We start from the raw sequence: 15199 nt of genomic DNA, 5'->3' as shown, positions 1-15199 counted from the left end.
ATCAAGAATGCGTTGCAGGAGCGGAGCGTTCGCCTTTGAAACTCGGTGGCTTCCTTGCCCTAATACATTCTGGCCACCGAGGAGCAACAGCGACCGAAAGCGCAACTTGAGCCCGCCGGCGACCCTGCCCTCGCACTCATCCTTTAACTGATCCAGCCGTAATCCCCTGAATGATATACTTCTGCATCAGCAGGAAGAAGATGATAATCGGCATGATGCCTAGCACAAGGGCCGGCAAGGCCAGATCCCATTGCTTCGTATATTGCCCAAAGAGTGCAAAGGTCGCAATCGGGATCGTACGCAGGTTCGAGCTTTGTAGGATCAGGGACGGGAGTAGATAATCATTCCAGATCCAGAGTGTGTTCAGAATGATGACGGTTACATACATCGGTTTCATCAGTGGAAATACGATTCGGAAGAACACCCCGTAGGCAGAACTTCCATCCACCCGAGCCGCTTCCTCAATCTCCAGTGGGACGGATTTCACGAATCCGTGGAACAGAAAGACAGACATCGGTGCCCCGAAACCGAGATAACAGATGATAAGTCCCCCAAGGCTATCGATTAGCCCGAGATTACTGGTTACCGTAACAAGTGGAATCATGATAGACTGGAACGGAATCACCATGGCGGCAATGAACATGCCGAACAAAATCCGGTTGAACCGGGTATCGCTGCGAACCATTCGGTACGCGGCCATGGAACTGATCAGCACTAGCAACAGATTGCTGACTACGGTAACGATAAGCGAGTTCATCAGCGCAGACGGGAAGTTAATTTTCTCCCAGGCGTTCGCATAGTTGCCCCATTGGAATACCTCCGGCCATGCAGCCGAATTAGTGAGCAGGTCACCGAAGGTTTTAACCGAGTTCACAAACAGGAAGTAAAACGGAACCAGGAATAAAAGTCCAATGAGTACCATGATAATCTCGGTTAGAATGGTACTAAAGCGGTAATTTTTCGTCGTCTCCATTAGGCTTCTACCTCCTTGCTCTTCGTCAGACGTACCTGAATCATGGTGATGATGGCAACGATTACGAAGAACACGAGTGCTTTGGCCGTTCCGATGCCATATCTGTTGTTCACAAAGGCTTCATTGTAAATATTGAGTGCAACCGACTCTGTTGATCCGAATGGTCCACCTTTGGTCAGCGACAGATTGAGATCGAACATTTTGAACGACCAGGAGATCGCCAGGAACAGACAGATTGTTACACCTGGCATAATGAGCGGAAGAATGATGCTCCGCAGTACCTGCCAGCGACTTGCGCCATCAATCTCGGCAGCTTCCAGCAGATCAGGGGATACATTCGTCAGAGATGAGATGTAGATAACCATCAGATATCCTGCGGTCTGCCATACAAACACAATCACGATTCCCCAGAAGGCGGTTGGTTCGTCTCCCAGCCAAGGAAGGTTGAAGAAGGACCAGCCTGTTACATCGCCTACTGCTGAAAACCCTTTCACAAATATGAACTGCCAGATAAAGCCGAGCAACAACCCACCGATCACGTTAGGCATGAAAAAGATCGTACGCAGAATGTTTCTCGTCTTGAGCGGTTTGGTCAGGAAATAGGCCAGGAAAAAGCCAATTACATTGGTTAGTACCACACCAACCACGGTGAATCGCACCGTAAACCAAAACGCCGTTTGGAACTTGGGATCATTCGCAAAAACATGTACGAAGTTATCGAACCCTACCCAATTAATGTTCTCGGATACCCCGTTCCAATCCGTGAAGGAGTACACCATGCCAAGCAGGAAAGGGACCACGATGATGAGAATAAAAAACACGATGGAGGGACCCACGAACACGAGCTGCTGTAACAGCTGTGAAGATTTGCGATGCTTCATATCGTTCTCCCCTTCTATAGATGGATGAAATTGGTCTCTTTCTCTATTAAACTCCAATATCGCTGAGGGAAACACCGACCCTCGTGAACAGTTGGGGGTAAAATATTGTCCTATCTTTAACCTGCAACCAGAAGGGGTGGACCGATGTCCAAATACTACAGTATACGCACCAAATTGATTGCCTTTATGCTCATCGCTACCACGCTTCCGCTGCTTGCGTCGATCAGCATGACATTTATCCAGACCAAAACTGCCCTGCGGGAACAGGCTGTTGAAGAGAACAAACGCCTGATCTACCAAGCGTCCACGAATCTCAATAACTATGTGGATAACGTGGCCAGAGCGTCGCTTGCTGTGTATAACGACCCAAACTTCCTGCGTAACTTGGCGAAGATTCCTGGTGATTATCGTGCAGTGGCTGAAGTGTACACTACTTTGCAGACCATCCGTGCGGCTGTGCCGGATGTTTTTCAGCTGTATTTGCACTCTTTTGCTGCCAATCAATCCACCTTAATTACGAATCCCTTTCCGAAGCGGGAGGAACGCAAACAGGCCTATTCCGGATCGCTTCATGGAAAAACAGGCGGTGACAGCCCGGACATTTGGGTGGAATCGGCACATATGAGTCACACGTACGGATTCAAGGCCGCCTCCCCTGATGATCCTGCAAGAACAGTCATTACCTTGCATCGGGTAATCAAGGATATTCCGTCCACCGAGCGTCTGGGTGTTCTCGCCATTGATCTGAATATGAATACCATTGCAGCCATCTGCGGCAGACTGTATGATCCGGCTAAGGAACAGATCTATGTTGTGGACGGTCAGAATCAGATCATCTACCAGGGACGTTCCGAGGTCAATTATACCGATGCACTTCGAGAGGAAACAGCTAGTGAGCTGAATATCGCACGAAATAACGCGGGTACAGCCCAGAATGTCGCAGGACATTTTGAACAGGATCGTTCCATGTATGTGTACCAGCAGCTTGGCAGCACGTACGCGGACTGGACCATCGTCAAACAGATTCCGAATGAGACGTTATACGCCAGAGCGACCACACTCACGTGGAATAACGCAATGATTGCCATCGCAGCACTTGTATTGGTCATTGTCGCAACCTTGTTCATCTCCATCCGAATCACCGGTCCGCTCAAGCAGCTCATGCGGTATATGAACCAGATCCAAGCCGGGCGTCTGCATGTGGATATCCACCTATCCAGCCGAGATGAATTCGGGGTGCTTGCTCGTCATTTCCGGGATATGATGGATACAGTAAATAATCTTATTTTGCGGGAATATCGACTTGAAATTGCCAATAAGACGAATCAACTCAAAGCGTTGCAAGCGCAAATTCATCCACATTTTCTGTATAATACATTGCAATCCATCGGTACACTTGCCCTTCAACAGCAAGGACAACGGGCGTATACACTACTTTCTTCCCTATCCAAAATGCTGCGCTACAGCATGCGGGATCAGACCGGCGTGACCTTACGCGAGGAAGCAGAGCATGCCCGGTTATATCTGGAACTTCAGCAGGAGCGATTCGGTGACCGCCTTCAGGTGGATTTGGATTTTGCCGAAGATACCCTGTCTGTCGAAATGCCAAGAATGACGTTACAACCTTTAATTGAGAACTATTTTAAACATGGGGCAGATATTCAGCCAGGTAAAGGTCACATCTCCCTATCCAGCCGTCGGATCAATGATCATTGGATTGAAATCGAACTGAATAATAACGGACCCTCCATACCAGAAGATAAATTACTGGAGATTCGGGGATGGCTCCATCCAAATCACATATCAACCGGGTTAGCCACGCAAGAATCCGATGAGTCCGAGTCCATTGGTCTACGAAATGTGATGCGCAGACTTCAATTGAACTCACATCCCGGTCACTCAGCCAGACTTGAGGTCAGCAATCGGGAACCCAATGGTGTGAAGATCAGGGTTATACTATACGCGGGAGAGTGAACAACATGAAGGCACTGCTTGTAGATGATGAAAAACATGTCCGCGATGCCATAAGGTTGCTTGGTCATTGGAAAGACTTTGGTATTGATACAATAATTGAAGCGGCAGACGGGGATGAAGCCATTGCCTCCATCACGGCACATCAACCTCAAATCATTCTCAGTGACATGCGTATGCCAGGCAAGGACGGTATGGCGTTGCTCGAATGGATATCCGTTCATACCCCACACAGCAAGGTGCTGGTTATTAGCGGATATGATGATTTTGAACTCGTGAGGCATGCCATCCGGCACGGTGGTATGGACTACCTGCTAAAACCTGTGGAAGCAGATGAGCTGAATGCATCTCTATTGAAGGCCGTTACAGCTTGGGAAGAGGAGGATGCTGTTCGGTTGCAATCCACCAGACAATCCATTGTCGTTAATCGAATGCGTCCCCACTATCAGGATCGTCTGTTAACCGAACTTGCCGTCGGAAGAGGCAATGGCCCCTCTCATCTGCAGCGATTGCAGGATGAGTTGTATCTCCCGGGTATAATCCCTGTCTGTAGCGTCGCTGTCACCAGCCTGTCCCATCTGGATGCAGGTTGTCTGGCAAAGTATCGCAGTCAACCCGACTTGCTTGTGTTCTCGGTGCTCAATATCTGCGCTGAGATGTTATCCACCCCAGACGAAGGCGTCATGTTTCGCCAGTTGGATCAGCCCGATGAGATCGTTCTGCTACATTGGGGTCCCCCCACTTCATTGCAGCCTATTCTGGACAAGGTCAATCATGGATTGGAGCAGACGATTCAGCGCCAGCTTCATTTCGGCATCTCCACCTGTGACTCATATCCTGGCGGCATCTCAGCAGCCTATATGGAGGCAAGTTCAAGGCTGTGGCGACGCAATGCTGTGCATACCAAACAGCGAATTCATGCTTCTGTGGAATCATCCAATGGGAATAAAATCAGGCGCTTGACTGCCCATGAAGAACCTATGCGGATGGCAGCCATGAGCTTGCGGGCTTCGAGTGTATCTGCTGCGGTTGCCGAATGGCTTGACCCAATTACTGATCTTGAGGTTGTCAGTGCCGAGCAGATCCAGCAATGGATCGATGAGCTGGAATGGATGCTGAGCCGCTGGCTTGATGATACGGCAGGTTCGTCATTCAAAGAGGAAGAAGTGACGGAGGAACAGTCTATTCCCTTTGCCGAGTTACCATTTGACGCTGATGGGTTGTTATCCTATCCCCTGCTTCGTTCCTTGTTGGAGCAACGACTGCTTGCCGCAGGAAAAGCGCTCACCGCGCATCACCACGCCAATCCTGATCCCATGAGTGAGATTGCACGATATATGGACGCCCATTATCAGGAGGACCTGTCCTTGCAGCAGATTGCCGCGCGTTTCTATCTGAGCCGGGAGTATATTTCCCGAAAATTCAAACAGCAATTTGGCCTGAACTGGTCGGAATATCTCGGCAAATTGCGAATCAATAACGCGAAGCTGCTACTGCAAAACCCCTCCCTGCGAGTCGCCAAAATTGCGGAGATGGTTGGATTCCAGGATGAAAAGTATTTCAGCAAAGTGTTCAAAAAAATGGAGGGCATCACGCCAGCGGAATATCGTAAAACATTATTGGAGGCCGGTACTTAACGGGTACCGGTTCAAAATTTATTTGAGTTAAAAAGAGTACTCCCCTATGACCAGTCGGGAGTACTCTTTTGTATTTTACTTTTAACAGAGAATCACTTATTTCATAACGACGGTTTCGCTCTTTCTGCTCACCGATCCCGTAAGATCACCGCGGGGACAAGACGAATGTAGATTAACTCCCCTGCAAGCTCCACCATCGTCTGTGTAACAATAACAGCAGCAGCCATGGTTGCCCATTCCGGCGGGAGTGCCAGGGCCAGTGGCAGAACGACCAGCGAATTCCGTGTAGCTGAACTGAATATCAACGCTCGTCCTGCGCCTGGATTCAATCCAAACCAAGTAGCAATAAGCCGAGATATCCAAGGCATAATGATTAGAAAAGCAACATAGATCGGGATCACATTCACGATGATCGCCATATCATTGTAGACTTTACCGATCTGGGAAGCGACAACCACGATCAGCGCGAGTGCCATCATCGGAACCGGCAGCCACGCCGTCGCATTCATGACCCGCTCACCACTCGCTTTACCTCTGGAGAGAACCTGTGTAACGACAGCGAGCAACAGCGGAATAACGATCAGGAACAGAAAAGCCTCCACGAACGGCCCTATCTGCATGACCTGCGCCACCTCAGCACCCATCAAAACCCATAAGTAAAACGGCAACAGGATCATTTGTATAACAAATAAAAGGGGGGTTGCGGCCAGCATCAGTTTCTCATTGCCCCTGCCGAGCTGTGTGAACACAATGACGTAATCAATACAGGGGGTTAACAGTACCAGATACACTCCGATCAGAACGCCAGGTGATTGCGGAAAGACCAGTGTAAGCAACCATACGACTACAGGTACAACGATAAAATTAGCTGCCAGTAACGCCCCCATGAATCGAAGATTCGACCAGGACTCTTTTAACTGTAAAAAAGGAATCTGTACAAACATGCTATATAACAGAACAGCAAGTACAGGGGACACAGTGTAGTGTAAAACATTCCCCCATGCCGGTAAACTCAGCCCTATCACTGCTCCTAATAATAGTGCAATGACATAGAACCAGGTTTGCTGTCTCTCCATCGTTTCTCGTGTAAGCATTCTCTTCCTCCACTTCTAAATGGGGCATCCTGAGCATGGACATATTTCTGCTCCGTTTCGCGTACATTGGGACAGAGTGCCGTTCCAGCATAACGTCAGAGCACAAGGATCCGTAAGATCAACTTGTGAATTTTTTGCGGCTGTTATTAGAATGTGCAAGAACTGGGTATATTCATTGTAGACTGACCCGTGGTTCATTCATTCGTCAAACCAAGGAGGAAACACCATGTCACGTAACAATCCGTACAAGTGGTTAAACGCGATTGGTTTTATCGCTGTAATTATCGTGAACTATCTTTCCAACGCTCTGCCGATCGGGGGCAGAACCAACAAGGAAGTATCGGATATGTACCCTGTGCTACTCACACCTTCTGGCTATGCCTTTGCTATATGGGGTTTGATCTACTTGCTGCTTGCAGGCTTTGTGATCTATCAGTTCGTGCCTGCTTCGTGGAAAAGGGACTCCATCACCCGTCTCGGGTATTGGTTCCTGGCAAGCTGTGCCTTTAACGTAGCCTGGATTTTCGCTTTTCAAAACTTGCAGATCGGTCTCGCTTTACTGATTATTGTACTGCTTCTGTTGTGTCTGATCGTGTTGTATGTAAAAACACGTACCATTACTGTTCCGACCACTGCTGAGATCTGGCTTGTGAAGCTGCCATTCAGCATCTATCTGGGATGGGTTAGCGTGGCTACGATCATCAATACTGCTGTGCTGTTATATAAAATCGGCTGGGATGGTTTTGGTCTCAGCGAACCGACCTGGACGATCATTATGCTCATTGTGGGAATGGTGCTGGCTGTACTCGTTAGCTTCCGTTATCGGGATAGTGTATATCCACTGGTATTCACGTGGGCGTACATCGCCATAGCCCTTAAACAAAAGGATGTCACTTCCGTATATTATACGGCAATCATCATTGCGATCGTACTGGCAATTTACGCGATATGGCTGTTCTTCGCCCGTAATCAGGATCGCGATTGAGCGACTGCCATTCTAACGCAAAAACATAAAGCAAAAAGCCGATTCTGGTCATTTTCATTCGACCTGAAATCGGCTTTTTATATATACCGGCGTGAATGAGGACTGTCCTATTTCAGGGCAATAACTTCAATCTCCACCAGTGCGTCTTTTGGCAAACGTGCCACTTCCACTGCACTGCGTGCAGGATATGGCTGTTCAAAGAACGTGCTGTACACTTCATTCACAGGAACAAAGTCATTCATGTCCTTCAGGAACACCGTCGTTTTCACGATTTTATCCATGCTTGTACCTGCTGCTTCAAGAATAGCCTTCACATTGCTCAGGGACAGACGTGTCTGCTCCTGTACATCTGCACCGAATTCTCCCGTTTGGGGATTCAGGCCAAGCTGTCCGGACGTGTAGATGAAATCGCCTGCATCAACGGCTTGACTGTATGGACCAATGGCGCCTGGCGCCTGATCGGTAGAGATTGGTTTTTTCATGGACGAGTTCTCCTTCATGTTCGTTATCCTGCTACCGCAAGGAGTCAGGGTTCGAACTCATTTTTGTTGCCTATTATACCACGATCTACCTCCAGCGAGAAACGCTCCTCACTGGCCACTATGAAGTAAACAATTCATTCAAAGGTTCTTATCCCCGTCCACGCCAAGAACATGAATGACATCATTCGGGTATACATGATTTCCAATCGCTTGCACCAGTGCAATATTCGTCATGGCCTGTGCAATGGTTGCGGCGTGGACTGCCCGGTATTTGTCTGCTCTGCCTTTCATCCAGCGATCCAGCAACTTCATGGCATGAGCGGCCATCTGTTCACCTAACCGCTTCTCATTTCGATCTCCCAGAATTAAGGAAGGACGGAAGATATGCAAAGATTGAAAACCGATAACAGACAATGCATCCTCCATCTCCCCTTTGGTCCGACTGTAAAAGACCCGGGAACCTGCACTCGCGCCCATGGAGGAGATCACCAGCATCTGGGGTACCCCATGTTGCTTCGCAAGCATAGCCGCACGAACAGGGTAATGATAATCCACCTGACGGAAATTTTCCTGACTGCCTGCTTTTTTGATCGTTGTACCCAAACAGCAGTACAGATCATTGATTCCATCGAATAATTCGCCTTGGCTCTCCAGCTGTTCCCAATTCACCACATGCTGTTCCAATTTGGGATGTTGCAGCTCAAGCGGACGTCTAACCAGAACGCGAACCTGACTGTATGCCGAGTGCTCCAGCAGATGATGAACCAGCAATTCGCCTACAAGTCCCGTGGCTCCAGTCACCATGGCTTTCCGTTCGAGACGATTCAAATACATCCCTCCACTTCGCCATCTTTTTTGAATTCATACCAGTGTATATAGTTCATTACTATTTTAACAGTACGCGACGTCCAAGGGTAAACGTAAGAATGAGCATGACTACACCAACCCCCACCTGAAATCCATAGGCTGAGATCCAGGCCAGCGCGTCGGACCAGTTCTCCATCTTTTCATACAACCAGCCACCCAGCAGCGGCCCAAGAAATGAAGTCACTCCCGTCAGAGCCGAATATACGGCGACAAACATCGGTCTTTCACTTTTGGGGGTGTCTCCGATCGTAAAGTTAAATGCCAACTGATTGAATCCACCCACCCCGATCCCAAGAAAGATATGAGATAGAAATAGTGCAATCAATACGGGCATGAACGACATTAATCCCCAAGACAGACAGGAGAGTGCGATGACCGGTAATGTCCAAAATAGGAGGGTTTTGTTGCTAAACCTGGCATTGAGATTGCCCCAGACATAGAAACCTGCCATCATAACCAGCGTCTGGACCACCGTGATCAGGGATACAGTCTGATAATTAATGTTTAATAGATCGAGCATAACATAGGAATAAAGCGGAACAATCAAGGTCTGGATTAATAACCAGACAGCCAGAAACAGCGTTGCTTTCAGGAATGAACGATCCTGGAACGGCTTGATAAACATCCGCCAGAAAACCTTTTCGGTAGAACGCTCGAATGGTACATCCGGATAAAAGAAATAAATGACTGTATTGGCAATAGCGCAGATCCAAACCGGAATAAACAGGATCAGAAAGCCTATTTCTCCGGGGTAACGGTCCAATACAATACCACCTGCGAATAAGCATACGCTTCCAAGAGCATTCAGAATCGTATTTCGAATTCCGAAGTAACGCCCTCTCACCTTGGCAGGTACGATGTCGCCAATCAGTGAAGTCCAGATCATGCCGCCGATCGTATTCGATATAAAAGCAACCGTATACACACCAATATATACGCTTACCCACCACTCTTTGGGGAAGATAAACGGGATCAGTCCCGTCGCACTCCATAAGATACGATGTGTGCCCACAAATAAAAGCAGCATACGTTTGCGACTGCGAATACGTTGCATCCAGTAAGCTGCTCCGATCTGGGCAATGTTTACGAAGGTCGTAATGGCGAGCACAAAACCGATATGTCTCGACCCGGCCCCAAGGTATAGCAGAAACCCGGTTAAGAACGGGCCTCCCAGCAATGTCTGTAAAATAATTGCCGGTACACCCTCCCATGTTGCAATTGATAAATTTGTGCGTTGTGTCGAACCCTTGCGCCGTGGTTTGCTTGCTGACGGGGGAGGGTTAACGTTGACCGTCTTCTGTATGGGGATACACTCCTTAGACCGGGTCTCAAAAGCCGGTCGATGCTAGTTGTCATCCCAAATTCTACTCACGGCGCGGAGGTTGTCAACTCATTTTTTCACGGTTCAACGGAAGATAGAGATGGAAGGTGCTTCCCTTGCCTTCAACGCTCTCAAGTTCAATCGAACCTCCCAGTAATCTCGCCAAATCCCGACTGATCGAGAGACCAAGTCCGGTACCACCAAATTTCCGACTAATCGACCCGTCAGCCTGCTGAAATGCTTCAAATATGGAATGATGCTTGTCCTCAGAAATACCAATACCGGTGTCCTGAACGGAGAAAACGAGCCACCCATTCTGAATACCTGCATTCTTCCTCTGCTTGGTACTTACAGTCAGCGTGACCTTCCCTCGGTGAGTGAACTTGATGGCATTCGACATCAGATTCCGCAAAATCTGTTGAACCCGCTGGGGATCAGACCAGAGTGTGTCGGGCAGTCCCGGCTTCTTATCCATCTGCAACTGAATACCCTTTTTCTCGGCAACCAGTTGGAAGTGGCTCATGGCATCTTCGGTAAGTTGTGCCACACTGATATCCTCCAGTACTATATCCAGTCGCCCCGCTTCGACTTTGGACAGATCCAAAATATCGTTAATGAGTGTGAGCAGTTCCTGTCCGGATTGGTCGATCATGGTGGCGAAACGTACAATATCCTCGGGGTCCATCGTGTCCGCGTTCTCGCTGATCATCTGGGCAAAGTTAATAACACTGTTCAATGGTGTACGCAACTCATGTGACATATTGGCGAGAAATTCGGATTTGTACTGTGAGGCGATCATCAATTGTTTCGCTCGATCCTCCAGTACAATCTGGGCTTTCTGTAGCTCTTCCTTTTGCACAGATAATAGCCGGTTCGTACTTTGGATAAGCAAAATCCGGTTCTGTTCATTCTGAAAATCACGTAATATAAACGCAAACATAAGGCTTAACAAAATACCTGCCGGAAGCGTGTAAGGCATAATATGAGAGAAAAAATATGTAGCCGGGATGACGCCAAAGATAGCGATGCCCACACTATTGACCACATTGACGATAATTACAACAAGGATGCCTTTTGTGATCAGTCTGAAATCGCTGCGTCTCATCCATATATTTAAACCCGCACATATTACACCGAGTAAAGTCATATTAATTACCGCTGCCACCGTAGCATCCGTGATACCAAACGTTAACCTGGATAAACCTATCCCTACACCCACAATAATTACACTATAGGGTTGTCTGTACGTTAGAACGGCAACAATTATAGGAACATAACGAAGGTCAAATACCACTTCATCCGTGAGTTGAAATCCAAAAACCGTACTGATCCAGCCTGCAAAAACAAGGACAAGCACTGAACCGATCTGTTTCATTCGGGAAGAAGCACGTATGACGATATATTTATAGAACACACTGGCAAGATAGGCAATCGTTATAAGCATCCCCATATTCAATACGAACATTTTCAAAAATTGCATTTACTCACTCCTGTTGTCCCGACTTTACTGGCCTTGTTACCATCGTCCGTATGTGTTTCTATCATATCATGTCCATTGAAATTACTGCATTCCTTCTTCGTCAAAAAAGTACACAAAAATACACAAATCAGGATTCAATTTGTGTGCGGAACGTAGTAAAATATATTGTTGTTCAAATTTGAACTACTATATAGATTGAACTAAAGAAATAGATATTTGCTAGGGGCATGTTCATCGGAACATGAATGAAAGGAGAACGCTGTTGTGCAATTGTTAAAAAGTAAATCCTATTGGCTGTCATTAAGTTTGATGTTGTCATTGGCTGTCATGGGGCTATTCTATGATATTCTTAATAGTCCGGAACGCGGGTTCGTAATACTTAATTCCTCGCTTGACCAGATCATTCCCTATGTACCCGCCATGTCCATTCCATATTTGGGCTGGTACCCATTTGTATTCGGTGTGCTCGCCTACCTGTGTGCCAAGGATCGTCTGACGTATTATCGCGTCTTGTTATCCATGAATATCTGTGTCTGGATCTGTTATCTCATCTACTTCAACTTTCAGACCATGGTACCGCGCCCGGAACTGACGGGTACAGGCATGGGCGTATCTGTTCTCGGATGGCTCTACAGCCAGGACCGCCCGTTTAATTGTTTTCCAAGTATTCATTCGCTGCACTCTTATCTGGTTATGCGTGCCGTTCTCTCGGTTCCAAGCATTCGCAAACCCATTAAGCTGTTGGTGGCTGCAGGAGCAGCGACCATTATCGTATCCACGCTTATGATCAAACAACATGTGATCTATGACGCCTTGGGTGCCATCATACTCGGCGAATGTGTTCTCACCATCATAACCGGCCTCGCTCTACACCGGAGACGCAGAAAAGAATCGAAGTGGACAGAGGGGATCAACTGATCCCTCACTTCGATGGTTTCTGAAGATGCTGTTGTCGTCTCCATTCATCAATAAACAAACCTGCAAAATAGGGGTCCCATTGGGTCCCTTTTCCTTCTTCCAAAATCGTTAGCGCTTTCTCGTGACTCATCCCATTCCGATAAGGTCGATCCGACGTCATGGCATCAAAAGCATCCGCTACTGCTATGATGCGGCCAAAAAGGGGAATATCTTCACCAGCCATCCCATCCGGGTATCCTTTGCCATCATATCTCTCATGGTGAGAACGTACACCCGGCAGAAAGTCCGCCATGGCATCAATAGGCTCTATCTGTAACAGAATGCTCTCTCCCTGCACGGGATGTGTGCGAATAATCGCGAATTCTTCATCGCTCAGTTTTCCATCCTTCAGCAGTACCTCATCCGGTATGCCGATTTTCCCGATATCATGGAGTAGAGCTGATTTGTACAATAAATCCGCCTGTTCCTCATTCATTCCGCTCAGCTTGCCAATCATCAGTGAATACTCGGCCACCCGCATGGAATGCCCTGCGGTGTACTTATCTCGAGCGTCCAAAGCCGCCGCCAGCATCGAAAAATAACTTTGCAACAACTGTCGATTACGTTCCTGCCTCATCTCAAGCCGATTAATCATCATATTAAAGCCGGAGATCAGTGCAGAAAATTCATCCGCATACAGATCAGGAGCTCTTCTGCCGAGGTCTCCCTCCTGAATTCGGTTCATCTCCTGTGTCAATTCAGCAACCGGATCACGAACATCCCGAATCAACAGCCAGCTTCCCACCAGTGCAAATCCAGCACCAAGCACAACGATGACAATCCCCCACAGAATGTACTCTCTCGCAAATTCTCTGTCCATATACTGAAGCCGGATTGAGGTAGCGAGGAAAAATAAAAATAACGGGAACAATCCGATGAGTGATGTACTTAGCTGAAATTTACGCTGGATCGATACCAGGATACGTCCTCCCAGTGAAGGCTCCATCCCGTATTGGATTTTGCCTCGATGACGGACCTCAAGTAACAAGGGTCTTATCGCCCTCACCGTCAGGTAATACTCAATGAGCGCATGCATGATGGCAATCAAAAATGCACATGCGGCAGCCACTACTATGTACACGTACGGGAACTCAAGCCACCCCGTGGATATCATCCATATGGTTAATCCCGCTGCCGGAATCGAAAAACCAAGCATGTGCGGACCCATAATTCGATATATGGTCTGTCCCGGGAAACGATGAATTTTCTCGTACATATGGTTCAATTCGTCTCGCTCGTGATGCTCGGAAGTGAAAAATTGTCTTATGGGTCCAAGCTGCACCCACAGCGTAATTAACTCTGCAACCAGCATGAACAAAATTGAAATCAGTACAATGCCGATGAGTCGAACAAATTGAATATCGGGTATTTGTAATGTAGATACCATAACCACTGTACCAACAACAAAAACAGCTGCCAGTGAACCGATCAGATAATTGCGTATCAGGCGAAAGATAAATGAACGGTATGCTTCCAACTGAACCCCTCACTCTCTATGTGCAAACCCGTTCTCCCTTGATATGCGGGAAAATTAGGGTATTTCCTTCTATTTGTTTATCGGTTGCACCGCCAAAAAAAATTAATAAAATTCAATGGATGGGTACCAAGATCTCCACTGTCGAATCGTTTCAAAAAATTTGGCCCTGTCTCGTCTTCTGGTGGTAATCTGTAAAACACGAAAAGGCTGCTCCACAACCGGAGCAGCCTTTGGTGATATATCCTATATTTATCCTTTGATCTTGGCAGCCAGAATCATCGTACCCCTTGGTTCCTCCCCCATGGCATCCGGTTCTAGCGTGATCGCAACCGTGTCATAGTCGTTGGCCGAATCCAGTGTGTAGTATACCGCACCCGTCCCATCACGACTAAGGAACGTCCCCGCATTCTGAGGCGTATCTCCCTTGATCAACCACACCTGAAATGCCTCATTGCCTTCCAGATTCGGCAGGTTCTCAGCCTGCACAACCAAGTGAGTGCCTTTGCTGTCAATTACGATGGTTGCGAGACCCTGAGCTACAATATCCTGCGTTGCAGGATTCAGCTTCACTGCCTCGCCAGTCTGCATGCCCTGTGCAGGTTCCAGCGCTGATGCCAGCTGCTCTTGCAGCTGCGCATTCTGCGCCTGTACCTGCACCAATTGCTCTTGTGTAGCCGACGAGCCCGCCGCTTGCTGCGTCAGCGAGTCGATCTGGCTCTGCAGCTGCGCCGCGTACACGCCAAGCACCAGCGCCGCTGCCGCAAGGCCGGCGCTGGCCACGCGCCAGGCGCGGCTGCTGCGCGCACGCGCGCGCCCTTGAGGCTGCCATGGCTGTGCCTGGGCAGCCTCTTCTCCCCGGGCCGCAGGCACCGCCGTTACCGGCGGCAGGCCTGGCCCGGGCTGCGCCGCACGTTCGTGCTGCGGCGCAAGATCCTCCTGAAGCACCACGGGTGCTTCAGGTTCTGCAGGAGCAGCCGCCGACTTCGCCTCGGCGCTCTCCTGCACATGTCCGAGCACGTTGCCCAGCACGCGTGCTCGCATGCCTGGCGGCGGTGCTACAGGTTCCGCCGCAAG

General features: G+C 48.4%; 13 protein-coding genes. 4 read left to right on the top strand and 9 right to left on the bottom strand.

Translation table 11 applies throughout. The features are described from left to right. Positions 1 to 136: 136 nt before the first annotated feature. Positions 137 to 973 (bottom strand): carbohydrate ABC transporter permease, encoded by an 837-nt coding sequence (locus MKY85_RS02860; RefSeq protein WP_253429649.1) that lies wholly within the window; start codon positions 971 to 973, stop codon positions 137 to 139. Then, positions 973 to 1854 (bottom strand): sugar ABC transporter permease, encoded by an 882-nt coding sequence (locus MKY85_RS02855; RefSeq protein WP_036607341.1) that lies wholly within the window; start codon positions 1852 to 1854, stop codon positions 973 to 975. Before MKY85_RS02855 ends, MKY85_RS02860 begins: the two co-directional genes overlap by 1 nt. Before the next feature lie 144 nt (positions 1855 to 1998). Between MKY85_RS02855 and MKY85_RS02850 the strand changes: the two genes are divergently transcribed. Further along, the gene (locus MKY85_RS02850) at positions 1999 to 3828 is read left to right on the top strand and encodes a sensor histidine kinase (protein WP_342571734.1); all 1830 of its coding nucleotides are present in this window, start codon (positions 1999 to 2001) and stop codon (positions 3826 to 3828) included. 5 nt (positions 3829 to 3833) lie between these two features. After that, a complete protein-coding gene (locus MKY85_RS02845) occupies positions 3834 to 5462 on the top strand; it encodes a response regulator (RefSeq protein WP_342571733.1) in 1629 nt (542 codons plus the stop codon). Positions 5463 to 5590: 128 nt separating this feature from the next. Here the strand turns inward: MKY85_RS02845 and MKY85_RS02840 are convergent, their stop codons facing one another. Continuing rightward, on the bottom strand, positions 5591 to 6556 hold the full coding sequence (locus MKY85_RS02840) for a bile acid:sodium symporter (RefSeq protein WP_342571732.1): 966 nt from the start codon (positions 6554 to 6556) through the stop codon (positions 5591 to 5593). 226 nt (positions 6557 to 6782) lie between these two features. Between MKY85_RS02840 and MKY85_RS02835 the strand changes: the two genes are divergently transcribed. Beyond that, positions 6783 to 7541 (top strand): tryptophan-rich sensory protein, encoded by a 759-nt coding sequence (locus tag MKY85_RS02835; RefSeq protein WP_342571731.1) that lies wholly within the window; start codon positions 6783 to 6785, stop codon positions 7539 to 7541. Positions 7542 to 7648: 107 nt separating this feature from the next. Here MKY85_RS02835 and MKY85_RS02830 read toward each other — a convergent pair whose 3' ends face one another. The 4 genes from MKY85_RS02830 to MKY85_RS02815 form a co-directional block, all read right to left on the bottom strand. Further along, positions 7649 to 8023: a RidA family protein gene (locus MKY85_RS02830; protein WP_017690870.1), complete on the bottom strand. Its 375-nt coding sequence runs from the start codon at positions 8021 to 8023 to the stop codon at positions 7649 to 7651. Positions 8024 to 8161: 138 nt separating this feature from the next. After that, positions 8162 to 8827, bottom strand: a complete 666-nt coding sequence (locus MKY85_RS02825; protein WP_342573259.1) for an oxidoreductase — start codon at positions 8825 to 8827, stop codon at positions 8162 to 8164. A gap of 82 nt (positions 8828 to 8909) precedes the next feature. Next, positions 8910 to 10067, bottom strand: coding sequence for an MFS transporter (locus MKY85_RS02820; RefSeq protein WP_339239326.1), 1158 nt, complete (start codon positions 10065 to 10067; stop codon positions 8910 to 8912). 208 nt (positions 10068 to 10275) lie between these two features. Continuing rightward, complete coding sequence (locus MKY85_RS02815; RefSeq protein ID WP_339239325.1) at positions 10276 to 11691, bottom strand: ATP-binding protein; 1416 nt, start codon at positions 11689 to 11691, stop codon at positions 10276 to 10278. Between the two features lie 264 nt (positions 11692 to 11955). Between MKY85_RS02815 and MKY85_RS02810 the strand changes: the two genes are divergently transcribed. Further along, a complete protein-coding gene (locus MKY85_RS02810; protein WP_342571730.1) occupies positions 11956 to 12609 on the top strand; it encodes a phosphatase PAP2 family protein in 654 nt (217 codons plus the stop codon). A gap of 4 nt (positions 12610 to 12613) precedes the next feature. Here the strand turns inward: MKY85_RS02810 and MKY85_RS02805 are convergent, their stop codons facing one another. Beyond that, positions 12614 to 14125: an HD domain-containing phosphohydrolase gene (locus tag MKY85_RS02805; RefSeq protein WP_339239323.1), complete on the bottom strand. Its 1512-nt coding sequence runs from the start codon at positions 14123 to 14125 to the stop codon at positions 12614 to 12616. 249 nt (positions 14126 to 14374) lie between these two features. Further along, complete coding sequence (locus tag MKY85_RS02800) at positions 14375 to 14995, bottom strand: anti-sigma factor (RefSeq protein ID WP_342571729.1); 621 nt, start codon at positions 14993 to 14995, stop codon at positions 14375 to 14377. Between the last annotated feature and the right edge of the window lie 204 nt (positions 14996 to 15199).

The sequence above is a fragment of the Paenibacillus sp. FSL R5-0749 genome (assembly GCF_038595085.1).
Classification (GTDB): domain Bacteria; phylum Bacillota; class Bacilli; order Paenibacillales; family Paenibacillaceae; genus Paenibacillus.
The sequence above is the reverse complement of the archived record's forward strand: the minus strand, read 5'-3'. Positions and strand labels throughout refer to the sequence as shown.